The organism is Microcoleus sp. A003_D6 (genome assembly GCF_036702825.1).
In the GTDB taxonomy this organism is placed as follows: domain Bacteria; phylum Cyanobacteriota; class Cyanobacteriia; order Cyanobacteriales; family Microcoleaceae; genus Microcoleus.
On the sequence record NZ_JAUBWA010000007.1, the window covers coordinates 58958 to 71921 of the forward strand.

Genomic DNA, 12964 nt, shown 5'->3' on the forward strand with positions numbered 1-12964 from the left:
AGTATAAATCTAGAAAATCATGCTAAAAGAAGTTAGAATAGAAAATTACAAATCGATTCAAAAGCTGAAGCTGGAGTTAGGACGAGTAACTGTTTTGATCGGCGAAAATGGCTGCGGCAAGAGTAATATCCTAGAGGCGATCGCCCTTGCTTCTGCGGCTGCTAATGATAAACTGGATAATGAGTTTCTTGCTGCACGGGGGATTCGGGTGACAGAACCTCGATTTATGCGATCGGCTTTTGAAAAGGAAAATTTAGATAAAGATATCAGCATTGAATTAAGACAGAATAATAAAAAACAATTTAGTTGTATTTTACAAAATGATAATTCTCCCTATTCTCAGTGGATTAGTAAAAACTTTTTGGTCAATACTGAAACCTCTCTAAAGGAGGCTGTCATGCTAGTCATTCAAAAACATGGGGGAATAGACAAATTTACATCTGTTTTAGAAGAAAAGACAGAGTTGTCAGAACAAGAATGGTTAAATTTCAAAAAGGATGCCGAATCATTCATTCCAATACTTGACTTAAATAAATTTATCATTTACTCTCCTGAAAATCTAGCCTTAAGGACGTTTGAAAAAGAAGGGCAAATTCAACCGTTAGGTATTAATGGTGAAGGCTTGTTTAAACTTATAAGCTTTTTAAGCTTCGATAAAAATCAAGACAAACTTAATCAAATCAAAAAAAAGTTGCAATTGATAGATTGGTTTAAAGATTTTGAAATTCCTCAGAATTTAGCAGCGATGCAAACTTCTCTCCAAATCACAGATAGATACTTAGATACAGATTTAAGTTACTTTGACCAAAGAAGTTCTAATGAAGGCTTTTTATTCTTGCTTTTTTACTTTACCTTGTTCATCAGCGATCTCACACCTAATTTTTTTGCAATTGATAACATTGACGCTTCCCTCAATCCTCGATTGTGTCGCCGATTAATCGAAGAATTAGTCGAACTCGCAAAAAACAATGATAAACAAGTCATCTTGACAACTCACAACCCAGCAGTGTTGGATGGTTTGGATTTAGATGATGACGAACAGCGGCTGTTTGTGATTTCCCGCAACCAATTAGGTTATACTAAAGTCAGACGTATTCTCAACCCCGAACCTTTGGATGGACAAGAACCTGTAGATTTATCAGAGGCATTTTTGAGAGGCTATATCGGCGGACTTCCTAAAAATTTTTAATATGATTAGTTTTGGATTGATTACAGAGGGACTTACTGACCAAATTGTAATTGAGAATATTTTAGCTGGATATTTTAATAGTCCAAATATAGAGGTAACACCTCTTCAGCCAAAAAGAAATAAAGACAATCAGAATAAGTCCCAATACGGCGGCTGGACTCTAGTGTTTGATTATTGTCATTCAAAAAAGTTTCAAGAATCATTTCGCTTTCTTGACTATATCATTATTCAAATAGATACTGATGTTTCAGAAGATTATAATATCGCCCACCAAGATGAAAATGGTGAGTTTACTCCTCAGCAGTTGATTGCCAAAGTTATTGAGAAATTTATAGACGGGATTGGTGAGGATTTTTACAACACCAATCAACAGAAGATAATTTTTGCAATATCTGTACACTCTATTGAGTGTTGGTTGCTCCCACTATATTATACAGATAAACAGAAAAAAGCTAAATGCAAAAACTGTCTTAATACGTTAAATGATGAGCTTTCCAAGCAACACAATTTTACAATTGACAAGAATCGTAAAAATCCTGAATATTATCGATATATTGCAAAACAATATGGCAAGCATAAAGTTTTAATGAAGCATTACCAAGATAATCCTAGTCTGAAATTTTTTATAGAAGAGATTGAGAGTAGAAATATTCAAATTATTGAAGAGGATGACTGGTAACGATCCAGATTTTCATGTCGTATAATAGAGACAAAACTTAGGAGATTACTATGCAGGCATACAAACTGAGAGGTAAAATCGATGCAACTGGCAACTTGGTAGTTTTGGAATCCGTAGATATGCCACCCGGAGATGTCGAAATCATCGTTTGGCCAGTGCCTGATGCGGTTACACTAGCTAGCAAGTCGAAAAGTGCGATACCTGAGACACCTCAGACAAACTTTAAAACGAAGGTGAGAGCATTTCAAGCTTTGTTTGAGCGAGATGCTGTACCCGAACCGCTAGATTTTGACAATCCCGACAAACAAGCAAAATGGGAATATTTGAAGGAGAAACATAACTTGTGAAAGTCCTCATAGACACCAATGTGATAGTAGATGTTGCGCTTGAGCGAGAACCTTTCTATGCTCAGAGCGATCGCATTTTAACTTTTGTTGAAGAAGCACAAATTCAAGGCTATGTTTCAGCCTCAACTTTTAGCGACCTTTTTTATATTATTCGTAGAGACAAAGGCCGCGATTGGACACTGGAGTTTTTGCGGCAGTTAGCCACATTTTGTCAAGTAGCAACAGTAGATAACTCTGTTATTTCCATTGCATTAACTTGCCATTTTAAGGATTTTGAAGATGCGATTCAGTACAGCACTGCTGTCATCAATCTAATTGATGCCATTGTCACCCGCAACCCGCGAGATTTTCCGGTTACTACTCCTAGGATTGTAACTCCAAATCTGTTAATTCAAGAATTAACTAATTCTCCCTAAATTTCTCAAAGCGCTAAACTTCTGATTCGAGTTCGCTAACCCGCAACTGCACGGGTAATTCTACAGAATTCAACTCAGACGACTCTAACAATCCTGTTGCTTCAACTTCTGCACTCGCTTCACCGTGCCGCACTTTTCGCAATTTCTCACCCAAAGTATCCCGCTGATTAATCAAATAAATACTCACCAAAGTCAGCCCAACTCCCATCGATTGCAGCGGATTGAGGACTTCGCCCAACAACAAATTGCCGAATAGCAAAGCAAATACAGGCGTAAGAAAGGTAAGAGAACTTAAACTCGTAAGACTGCCACTTGAAGCAAAATAAAAGAATAAACCGTAGGCGATCGCACTTCCAAACACAGTAGAATAACCTAACGCCATCCAGCCGGAAAAATCGATATTCACAAACTGTTCGGACTCAGTTGCAGCCGAAATTGCCAACAGCGGCAAACCGCCCAAAATCATGTGCCAACCAGTCGCCACCACCGGGTCAACATAACGGCAAACCCAGCGCACCAAAACCGTACCCACAGCCATCGACAAAGCCGCCAACAGCATCAACCATTCCCCACCCTGAAACAACTGTTCGATACCCCCAGAAACCTGCGCGTTTTCAGGATGAAAAAGCCCCAAAATCCAGCCATCCGGCAACCCAATTAAACTGATGCCGACAACGCCAATAACTAATCCCAACCAGCCCCAAAAACCAATTTTTTCTTGAAACAGCCACAAACACAAAATCGCCACAGCTAGCGGTTGAGAATCAATCATCACCGAACCCAAACCCGCACCGGTTCTGGTCAAACCTTCAGCTAAAAAGCCTTGAAATAAAGTACCGTCAACTAAAGCAAACAGCGAAATCCACAGCCAAGCTTTCCAACCCTGCGGCTGCTGTTTGCCCATCAGTGCCGCCGCCAGCAGCACCAACACGCCCGCAGGTACTAAACGCACGAATGCCACAAACAGCGGCGTTGTGTGCGGCATCACCCCTTTCATCGCTACCATCGCGGTTCCCCACAGGAAAAACGGCGCAATTAGCAACAGCGGGGCAAAAGGCAGTTTAGAATCGGTAAGTTTTAGCTGCATGGCGGAGACTCCAAATAATTGATGAGATTGGCTCTCAGGAGAATGATGTAGATTTGTTAAGCAATTTTTACAATTATATATTGGTGTGGAGTTAAGTGCGATCGCACGGGCAATCTAGAACAGGCAAGATGCCTGTTCCACAATCCAGAATTTTCTTGTGGAACAGGCATCTTGCCTGTTGCGGGCATTATGAACAGGCAAGATGCCTGTTCCACAATCCAGAATTTTCTTGTGGAACAGGCATCTTGCCTGTTGCTGCCATTATGAACAGGCAAGATGCCCGTTCCACAATCCAGAATTTTCTTGTGCAACAGGCATCTTGCCTGTTGCGAACAATCTGGAACGGGCAAGATGCCCGTTCCACAATCAAGCAATTTCTTGTGGAACAGGCATCTTGCCTGTTCCTAAAGGGCACAACATCTACCCCGATGAATAAGGCACACTAGAAGTTAGCTACAAAAATCCGTAACATTGCCCGAAAACTGCCCATGATTTGGCCATTCAAGCCCCGCTACCGCAAACAAATCGCCCGTATCGAAATCACCGGAGCCATTGCCGGAGAAACCCGCAAACGAGTCTTAGAAGCTCTCAAAACTGTTGAAGAACGCAAATTTCCCGCCTTGCTGCTGCGGATAGACAGCCCCGGCGGCACTGTCGGCGATTCCCAGGAAATTTACAGCGCGCTGAAGCGTTTGCGCGAAAAAGTCAAAATTGTTGCCAGTTTTGGCAATATTTCAGCTTCTGGCGGAGTTTACATCGGCATGGGAGCCGAGCATATCGTTGCCAATCCCGGTACAATTACCGGCAGCATTGGCGTGATTATCCGGGGCAACAATTTAGAACGGCTGTTAGAAAAAGTAGGCGTTTCTTTTCAGGTGATTAAATCTGGGCCGTATAAAGATATCTTGGCATTCGATCGCGAATTGACCGATCCTGAACAGCAAATTCTGCAAGACTTGATCGACACCAGCTACCAGCAATTCGTGGAAACCGTCGCTGAAGCCCGAAAATTGGCAGTGGAAAACGTGAAAAGTTTTGCCGACGGTCGGGTTTTTACGGGTCAGCAAGCCTTAGAATTGGGTTTGGTCGATCGACTCGGAACAGAAGAGGACGCCCGTCGCCTTGCCGCTGAACTCGCAGGCCTCGACCCAGAAAAAACCGAGTGCTGCACTCTGGAAAAAGCAAAACCTTTCCTAAATCGCGTCTTGGGGAGTAGTCTGGATACATCGGGGCTTTCAGCTTACACAAAATGGCTGGAATTCGAGCTGTCTGCTAGCGGTTTGCCGCTGTGGATGTATCGCCCGTGATTGAATAGTCAGTTGGCAGTTGGCAGTTGGCAGTTGGCAGTTGGCAGTTGGCAGTTGGTAATTGCCAACTAATAACTAGCAACTAACAACTAACAACTAATAACTAGCAACTAACAACTAGCAACTGACAACTAGCAACTGACAACTAAAAAATGGAGAAAAATTTCGTGGAGTGGCAAGTGCGGGGAATTCGTGGGGCAACTACTGCTAGCGATAATTCGGTGGCAGCAATTCGAGAAGCGGTGAAAGAACTATTAGATGAATTAGAAGCAAAAAATGATATAAATCCAGAATTAATTATTAGTGCTACGTTTTCTGCTACTCGCGATTTAGATGCTGTCTTTCCGGCTGCGATCGCCCGCGAACGTCCTCACTGGTGTAATGTTCCTTTGTTGGATGTACAGCAAATGCACGTTGAGGGTGCTTTGGAACGCTGCATTCGGTTTTTAATTCACGTCAATTGGCCGGCACAGGTTGAAATTTATCATCCTTATTTGCGGGGAGCTCAAAATTTGCGGCCGGATTGGAATTTAGCGGTGGCTGTGGCTGGGGAAAAATAATAGATTCACTTTGGGCTTGATTTAAAAATAAACCCATCATTACAGGTGGGTTTATTTTTTACGGGATTTGATACAGTACAAAACCTGCCCTGGGGATATATGGTTAAAAGCTTTTATTAGAAAAAAACCCGGCTTCTCAATGAAACCGGGTTTTTATCAATCAGATGCTTTTTTGTGATGCAACCTAATCCCTAAAAAGATGTCATATATAAAACTCCAAAAGTCCTTTTTACCTTCCAATATTCCCAAAGTTTGAGGAGAACCCTTTTCATCTAACAGCGGCTTGACAGCTTCGTAAGCAGGCTTGTAATTATACCAAGGAATTGAAGGCCACAAATGATGGATCAGGTGATAGTTCTGCCCCAAAATTAAGATATTCAGAATTGGACTCGGATATACTCTGGCATTTTTCCAGCGATCGCGATCGTGAAACGGACGGTGCGGCAAATAATCAAAAAATAATCCCAACGCCAACCCCACCACCAAAGCCGGAGAAAACCAAAAATTCAGCACGTAACCTAAATGGTCGTATTGAATCGAGATATACACGATCGCTACCACAAACAAGCGGCTGAAAAACCACTCCCAAAGTTCATTTTTTCGCCATAGTTGGCGCTTAAAAAAGAAAATCTCGTGGTAAAAAAACCTCGCAGCAATCAGCCACAGAGGCCCACCAGTCGAAACATAATGGTCTGGATCGTTATCGGGATCGTTAACGTGGGCGTGATGCTGCATATGTACCCGCGTAAACACTGGAAAAGCAAAACCCAACATCAGCGCGCTACCGTGTCCCAAAATAGCGTTAATTGTGCGATCGCGGTGCGCTGCATTGTGAGACGCATCGTGAATCACTGTCCCCGCCATGTGCAAAGCCAACACGTTCAATAAAAAACAGCACCATTGGGGCCATTCCCAAAACCAGAAACCCAAGTAAGAAATCACGATAATCGCTACTGCACTCAAAAACAGCAGCAGTGTCGGATTGAAGTCACCGGGAGGACTGAGAAACTCTCTAGGCACTGTCAGCGGCCGTCCTGCCTCCGACATCTTTGTTAAGACTCCTTAATATTTCACACTTGCGTAGTATAAGATACAAGCCTCTCCATAGTAAAGTTTTGTCAAATAAGTGTATCTAATCTCGATCGCCCCTTCTGTACACAAACATAAAAGTATTGTTGCTTGGCAAGGATCGTCCGATGCTACCGGATTTGATATTACAGTCAAAGCGCGATCGAATTCTTGTGGGTAAGCATCGGAACCCGCCCTCAACATACAAAGTCAAATCCACAACAGCTTACCGATGTTAGATTCGCACAACGCTCTTGGGAAACCAACAAAAATAAATGGGTATATTTGTATATTTGTCAAGCCCTAAATCTAAAGTTATTTTGAAGAAAAGCCGAACGAAAAGAAAAGATTATCGATCGGTAATAAAGTCAGATATTCTAGAGAATGGTCAATGCCCGCTGTAACGGACGATCGACAAACTTTTAAGAATTAAGACGTGCGTCATTACTTGTGGTAATGAATAGCAAAAACTTAGCCGAAATTTAAACAATAAATCCTCCAGCCACCCCATCTCAATTCATGCAACTGCCAAAAGCCCTACGCCGGACTAAAATCGTCGCCACCATTGGCCCAGCCACTTCCGATCCACAAGTGCTGCGCCAGCTCATAGAAGCCGGTGCGACAACTTTGCGCCTCAACTTTTCCCACGGAACAGAAGAAGACCACCAGCGCAGCATTCGCTTGATCCGGCAAACATCCTTTGAACTCAACCAGCCGGTCGCCATCCTCCAAGACCTCCAAGGCCCGAAAATTCGTTTAGGGCGCTTTGAGACAGGCTCTATAGTTGTCAAAAACGGCGATCCTTTCATTCTCACCAGCCGCCAGGTTCCCGGCACCGAACTCATTTCTTCCGTCACCTACGACCCCCTAGCAGACGAAGTTCCAGAGGGAGCAGTGATTCTGCTAGACGACGGAAAAGTGGAAATGCGCGTCGAAAAAGTAGACCGCACTTCGCGGGAATTGTACTGCCGCGTCGTAGTCGGCGGGCCGCTTTCCAACAACAAAGGCGTGAATTTTCCGGGAGTGTACCTGTCAATTAAGGCGCTCACAGATAAAGACCGCAAAGATTTAATGTTCGGTCTCGACCAGGGTGTGGATTGGGTAGCGCTGAGCTTTGTGCGGAATCCCCAGGATATGCTCGAAATTAAAGAACTGATAGCCAGTGCGGGCAAGCAAGTACCGGTGATTGCCAAGATCGAAAAGCACGAGGCGATCGAACAAATGGAGGAAATTCTGGCCCTTTGCAACGGCGTGATGGTCGCCCGCGGCGATTTGGGAGTGGAACTGCCCGCCGAAGACGTGCCGATTTTACAAAAACGGCTGATTGCTACCTCCAACCGCATGGGGATTCCGGTAATTACCGCTACCCAGATGCTCGACAGCATGGTCAACAATCCCCGTCCCACCCGCGCCGAGATTTCCGACGTGGCGAACGCGATTCTCGACGGAACTGATGCGGTGATGCTCTCGAATGAAACGGCTGTCGGCAAGTTCCCCGTCGAAGCGGTGGCGACGATGGCGAGAATTGCGGTGCGGATGGAGAGGGAAGGAATTAAGCGCAATATTAGAAATGTAGAAGATGTAGGTCGATCGATCCCCAACGGCATCAGCCAAGCAGTCAGCCAAATCTCCGAACAGTTGAACGCGGCCGCCATCATGACGCTGACCAAAACCGGCTCTACAGCGCGCAATGTCTCCAAGTTCCGACCAAAAACTCCGATTTTGGCAGTTACTCCCCACGTAGACGTAGCCCGACAACTGCAATTAGTATGGGGAGTCAAACCCTTGCTGGTGCTCGATTTGCCCTCCACAGGCCAGACATTTCAATCTGCAATGACTGTCGCCCAGGAAAAAGAGTTACTCTGCGACGGAGATTTAGTGGTGATGACCGCCGGTACTCTGCAAGGGGTTGCCGGATCGACGGATTTGATCAAAGTTGAGGTAGTGACAGCGGTTTTAGGCAAAGGCACCGGTGTCGGTTTGGGATCGGTGAGCGGCATGGCCAGGGTTGCTCGCACTGCTGCGGATGTGTCGAATTTCCGCGCTGGAGACATTTTGGTAGTGGAGCGCACCAGCGCCGATTTTGTGGAGATGATTCGGAAAGCAGCAGGTGTGGTGACGGAGGAGGAAAGTTTGACTTCTCACGCCGCGATTATCGGTTTGCGCTTGGGCGTGCCGGTGATGGTGGGCGTGGACAATGCGATGCGGGTGATTCGGGACGGAACTATGCTGACGCTGGATATGCAGCGGGGTTTAGTTTATTCCGGGGCCAGAGGCGGCTCAACTGACATGGAAGTGGCTGTTTAACTGTTGGTAAGCTAGGAGTTGTGGAGTTGTGAATTTAATTCTACAACTCCTAGCTTTTTTTGCTTAGGCTGTGCTATAATTCAAAATTGTCTGTGCCGATGTAGCTCAGTGGTAGAGTAATCGATTCGTAATCGATCGGTCGCGGGTTCAAATCCCGCCATCGGCTTTGGGGTTTGTCGAGTGTCAAATTATTTGTCTGCGTTGACAGATTGTTGTACGTATTGACAAATTAATACGATCGCTCAGCTTGGGCTGAGGGGAAGTTTGTTGTGCCGGTGTGGTTATATGTGATTTATGGGCGATCGCGTGAGAGAGTAAAGGAGTAGGGTGCGATCGCATGGTGATTAGCTTTCACTTTTATCGAGATATCTATCAATCCGTAATTTGAAAAAAATCCTTAGATGCAAGTTCTGCTAATTGGGCACGTAAATCCTTGCGAATATTCTTCTTTTGCCTGTTAGTTAATTCATTAGGGGCTGATTCCTCATCAAGCCCTGTGATACCAGAATGACCATCAGCACCAGGGCAATAATCTCTAACACACTTGCCATCGATTTCTTGAAACAGGTAAACCCAGATAACATTTAACAGGTTAGGATAGACACATTCCCCAGAGTTAGCTTGAATTTGACAGATTTCATTAACTTTAAGGCGAAGAACTAATCTCCGAGGCGAGTTTGGCGGAAGGAATCCGTAAGCTTGTTCAGGTGTTGTAAGAGAGTCAACCCAAACGCTTAGGTGGGGTGGATCAGAGTTTTTATCCTTTGTTGACAGAGTAAATTCATCTTCCAATTGTATCGCTAAGATATTACCCTTTTCTGTAAAATCTTTGGGTGGTCGAGCAAGTCGAAGGACGCAGCAAACATCTGCGACTGGGGTTAAATTAGCTCCAGCCGAGTTTCTTTTCAAGAACTTACTCAATAAAGAACGAAGCTTTGTCCAATATATCAGTCGAAAAACCCTGTTCAAGTGTAGTATCTTCTCCCCAAACCTCTCCCGTGTTTCTATTACGATAGAAAAATTCTATTTCACCAGTCGCAAAGATTTCGCACTCTAAGTAGTGTTCCGATTCTGACCATGTGTACATGAAATTATCTTTGGAACCTGGACAAGCATCTGGCACTTCCAAGCATCGCCCTTTGGCTTCAAACAGACTTTTGAGTGCTTTCCACACCGACCAGGATAGATTGAGAACTCTTTCTGAAAAGTTTGCATCTCTTGCCTCTGTCACCTCATTTTTTAGTGAATCAAGATATAATCGAAGCCCCTGGCATCTTTGTCCCTGATGATTTCTAGCATCAATCTTTTTATGAATACGGGGCAAATTATTTGATAAATCACTGATCGGAGGTGATAAAAATCTACCCCGTCGTTCTTGTGGATCAGTTTTGATCAAATTAGCTTGATGCCCAACAGGTGGAGCCAAATTGTACACAGCTATTTCCTGGCGGGAATCTCTGACTTTCTCCTCATCAATATGCTTAAGTAGGTCCGCATAAATTCTCGAACCAATATCTAGCTGTATAGGAAGATCAAGCCGATCATATTTACTACCTTCAGCATTTCCATAATCAGCCGATATCTGTGCTGGGGAACGAATTGGTTTAACCATTCGGACAGAAGTAGCAGGATACTTTTTTTTCTGATTGGTCAATGGGTTTATTAAGAGAGTTGCTTGCTCTTCTCGTTCTGGTTTTTCCAATAGAGATGTAATTATAGTCATAACTTCACCCTCTCCGCTTCCAAACATTTGTCTGGATTCTTTGATCGGTTAAATCCGCAAATGCCTGTACAATCCATTCATGTGCCTCGTCAAACCAACTTTGCATCGAATCCAGGGAAGTATAACCGCCAATTCCACGCACAGTTAATTCAAATAAAAGAGTTGGATGGTTGTTAAAAACTACATTTCTGATCGATATATGCAATCTGCCAAATTCTTCCGGCAAGTCAAAAATTGTATCCCAATCAATACCTTGAGGTTTTGGAAGAAATCTAGCTAGACCTGTTTGCCATTTAAAGTCAGGGAAAATTTTACCTATATCCTCAAGAGTTTCCCATGCTTCTCCTTGTGAAATTTGATTAACATAACTTAGTTCATATTGATGAATCTGAATTTTACCCAAATCAGCCTCTTCTATAAATAAATTAAAGCGGTTTAAATGATCTTGAAACGCTTTAATAAGACTTTCATATCTGGGATACTCACTATCTAAACTAATTTTTCTCCAGTTATGAATCAGTCGGTCGCGTTGAATTTGGATAACCCTCGTTTCATCAGAACTAATGAACCATACCCTTGGCAAAGGAGGAATATCACTCATTTGCAGTTGAGCTTCAATAATTTGATTATTGAAAACTTCCACCTTTGGTGCTAGTGGGGCAACGTCGTTGCAAAAGGGGTAGTCAGGTTGAAACCTCAGCCATAATAAGCCAATATGGGGACTAAGTAAAGCTTCGATAGAGTCAAACAGAACACTACAAACCACCTCACTAACGGGTGGTTGGTCATAAGATGGCAATTGTTTGGTGTTGACGCTGACTGTCACGCTGTACTCCTCTACTTACCCGAACAAACTACTTTATAGATTTATACTTTAATATTAAGTGTAACTCAGAATGAACCTGGTTACTCGATCATTAAGAAAACTTTGATTCTGATCTGGATATTTTTATCGATACAATCGCCTTCCACCCTCACCACATACCGCATACCGCGCGCGATCGCCTCCAACGGCTCTCCAGACGGAAACAGGTTCAAATAAAACTTTTCCCAACGAGCGATCGCACCTCCCAACCCAGTCGGCGTTAACTCACTCGCCCGCCGAAACCGCCCCAAAACAGGACTTGCATTCCTCACTACAAACCCCACATCGTATTAGTTCGGAGGCCGCGGGATGCGAAAACTCAGGGGACTGAGGATTTGATTGAGAGTTCGCAGTTGTTCCGCAGTACCCAAACAAATCAGCGTATCTCCTCCTTCGATCGCAGTTTCTCCGGTAGGCCCCACAATCAAAGTCCCGCCAGCGCGTCGAATCGCTACAATTAACGCCCCCGATTGCGATCGCAACTTGGCATCTCTCAAAGTTTCCCCAACGTAGACACAACTATTGGGATCGATCAAAAATTCCTCCATGTAAAAAGAACTTTCTGTTCCCGTCAAAACACCGTCTAAAAAATCCATAACTTGAGGCCGCAAAGCCGCCGCCGCCATGCGTTTTCCCCCGGTAATGTAGGGGGATACGACGGCATCGGCGCCGCCCCGCTGCAACTTCTTTACAGCTTCTTCTGTGGTGGCGCGGGCGATCGCCCGTACCTTCGGATTCAGAGTTTTCGCCGACATGACAGTGTATAAATTCTCGGCATCCGAAGGCAAAGCTGCTACTATGCAAATTGCGCGATCGATCCCCACACTCAGCAATATTTCATCGAGTGTCGCGTCTCCTTGCACAGCCGTGTACCCCAGCGCCAAAGCTGCCTCAACCGACTGTACCGCCGAATCTATCACCACAAAAGAGATATATTCCGCCTGAAATTCCAAGGCAATTTGGCGGCCCGTGCGCCCAAAACCGCAGAGAATGTAATGCCCGATCAAAGAATCTACCAATCGCCGCTGCTGCCTAATTCTTGCTCCTTCTTGAAAATATCCTTCAATCAGCGCTTCTGTAAAGCGGTTGACGATGAAACCAATCACAATCACGCCCATCAAAATCAGGCATATCGTAAACATTCGCCCGCGTTGGCCGAGGGGCTGAAGTTCACCGTAGCCCACAGTTGCTAGGGTAAATACTGTCATGTAAGCGGCATCTAGCAAAGACCATTTTTCCACCTGCCAATACCAGAGAGTACCCGTGCATAAAATGCCGCCAAGGGCGATGACTCCGTTTCTTAAGTCTTTTTGCAGGCGCTGATACTTTTGTTCTAGAGTTGAATACACCGATCGGGCTGACCTATTACCTATTAGCTGCTACCAAATTTAAGCATATCAAGACTGACGCAAAAAC

15 protein-coding genes and 1 tRNA gene are annotated in these 12964 nt (G+C 44.4%); 9 read left to right on the forward strand and 7 right to left on the reverse strand.

The window, feature by feature from the left end; all coding sequences use genetic code 11:
* Positions 1-19: 19 nt before the first annotated feature.
* The 4 genes from QUB70_RS03815 to QUB70_RS03830 are packed head-to-tail and all read left to right on the forward strand — an operon-like array spanning position 20 to position 2631.
* On the forward strand, positions 20-1189 hold the full coding sequence (locus tag QUB70_RS03815; protein ID WP_332978429.1) for an AAA family ATPase: 1170 nt from the start codon (positions 20-22) through the stop codon (positions 1187-1189).
* A gap of 1 nt (position 1190) precedes the next feature.
* Positions 1191-1868 (forward strand): phage tail protein, encoded by a 678-nt coding sequence (locus QUB70_RS03820; RefSeq protein ID WP_332978431.1) that lies wholly within the window; start codon positions 1191-1193, stop codon positions 1866-1868.
* Between the two features lie 50 nt (positions 1869-1918).
* Positions 1919-2215 (forward strand): hypothetical protein, encoded by a 297-nt coding sequence (locus tag QUB70_RS03825; RefSeq protein ID WP_332978433.1) that lies wholly within the window; start codon positions 1919-1921, stop codon positions 2213-2215.
* On the forward strand, positions 2212-2631 hold the full coding sequence (locus QUB70_RS03830; RefSeq protein ID WP_332978435.1) for a type II toxin-antitoxin system VapC family toxin: 420 nt from the start codon (positions 2212-2214) through the stop codon (positions 2629-2631). Before QUB70_RS03825 ends, QUB70_RS03830 begins: the two co-directional genes overlap by 4 nt.
* A gap of 13 nt (positions 2632-2644) precedes the next feature.
* On the opposite strand, the gene QUB70_RS03835 is transcribed toward QUB70_RS03830, so the two are convergent.
* Positions 2645-3718 carry a DMT family transporter gene (locus QUB70_RS03835; protein ID WP_332978436.1) on the reverse strand — a complete coding sequence of 358 codons (1074 nt, stop codon included), beginning with the start codon at positions 3716-3718 and terminating at the stop codon, positions 2645-2647.
* A 128-nt stretch (positions 3719-3846) separates the two neighbouring features.
* Here QUB70_RS03835 and QUB70_RS03840 point away from each other — a divergent pair, with 128 nt between their 5' ends.
* The 3 genes from QUB70_RS03840 (at position 3847) to aroH (ending at position 5585) form a co-directional block, all read left to right on the forward strand.
* Positions 3847-4164 carry a hypothetical protein gene (locus QUB70_RS03840; RefSeq protein WP_332978438.1) on the forward strand — a complete coding sequence of 106 codons (318 nt, stop codon included), beginning with the start codon at positions 3847-3849 and terminating at the stop codon, positions 4162-4164.
* A gap of 42 nt (positions 4165-4206) precedes the next feature.
* Positions 4207-5025, forward strand: a complete 819-nt coding sequence (gene sppA / locus QUB70_RS03845; RefSeq protein WP_332978439.1) for a signal peptide peptidase SppA — start codon at positions 4207-4209, stop codon at positions 5023-5025.
* Positions 5026-5177: 152 nt separating this feature from the next.
* Positions 5178-5585 carry a chorismate mutase gene (gene aroH, locus QUB70_RS03850; protein WP_332978440.1) on the forward strand — a complete coding sequence of 136 codons (408 nt, stop codon included), beginning with the start codon at positions 5178-5180 and terminating at the stop codon, positions 5583-5585.
* Between the two features lie 156 nt (positions 5586-5741).
* Here aroH and crtR read toward each other — a convergent pair whose 3' ends face one another.
* A complete protein-coding gene (gene crtR, locus QUB70_RS03855) occupies positions 5742-6632 on the reverse strand; it encodes a beta-carotene hydroxylase (protein ID WP_332978442.1) in 891 nt (296 codons plus the stop codon).
* A 540-nt stretch (positions 6633-7172) separates the two neighbouring features.
* Here crtR and pyk point away from each other — a divergent pair.
* Both pyk and QUB70_RS03865 read left to right on the forward strand, forming a co-directional pair.
* Positions 7173-8960: a pyruvate kinase gene (gene pyk, locus QUB70_RS03860; RefSeq protein ID WP_332978443.1), complete on the forward strand. Its 1788-nt coding sequence runs from the start codon at positions 7173-7175 to the stop codon at positions 8958-8960.
* 94 nt (positions 8961-9054) lie between these two features.
* Positions 9055-9126, forward strand: a tRNA-Thr gene (locus tag QUB70_RS03865).
* Between the two features lie 206 nt (positions 9127-9332).
* Here QUB70_RS03865 and QUB70_RS03870 read toward each other — a convergent pair.
* From QUB70_RS03870 to QUB70_RS03890, 5 genes are all read right to left on the reverse strand, one after another.
* On the reverse strand, positions 9333-9752 hold the full coding sequence (locus QUB70_RS03870) for a hypothetical protein (RefSeq protein ID WP_332978444.1): 420 nt from the start codon (positions 9750-9752) through the stop codon (positions 9333-9335).
* A 121-nt stretch (positions 9753-9873) separates the two neighbouring features.
* Entirely contained in the window at positions 9874-10683 is an 810-nt protein-coding gene (locus QUB70_RS03875; RefSeq protein ID WP_332978446.1) for a hypothetical protein, read from the reverse strand.
* A gap of 4 nt (positions 10684-10687) precedes the next feature.
* Entirely contained in the window at positions 10688-11509 is an 822-nt protein-coding gene (locus QUB70_RS03880; RefSeq protein WP_332978447.1) for a TIGR04255 family protein, read from the reverse strand.
* Positions 11510-11589: 80 nt separating this feature from the next.
* Positions 11590-11820: a hypothetical protein gene (locus tag QUB70_RS03885; RefSeq protein ID WP_332978448.1), complete on the reverse strand. Its 231-nt coding sequence runs from the start codon at positions 11818-11820 to the stop codon at positions 11590-11592.
* 18 nt (positions 11821-11838) lie between these two features.
* Complete coding sequence (locus QUB70_RS03890; protein ID WP_332978449.1) at positions 11839-12897, reverse strand: potassium channel family protein; 1059 nt, start codon at positions 12895-12897, stop codon at positions 11839-11841.
* Positions 12898-12964 lie beyond the last annotated feature (67 nt).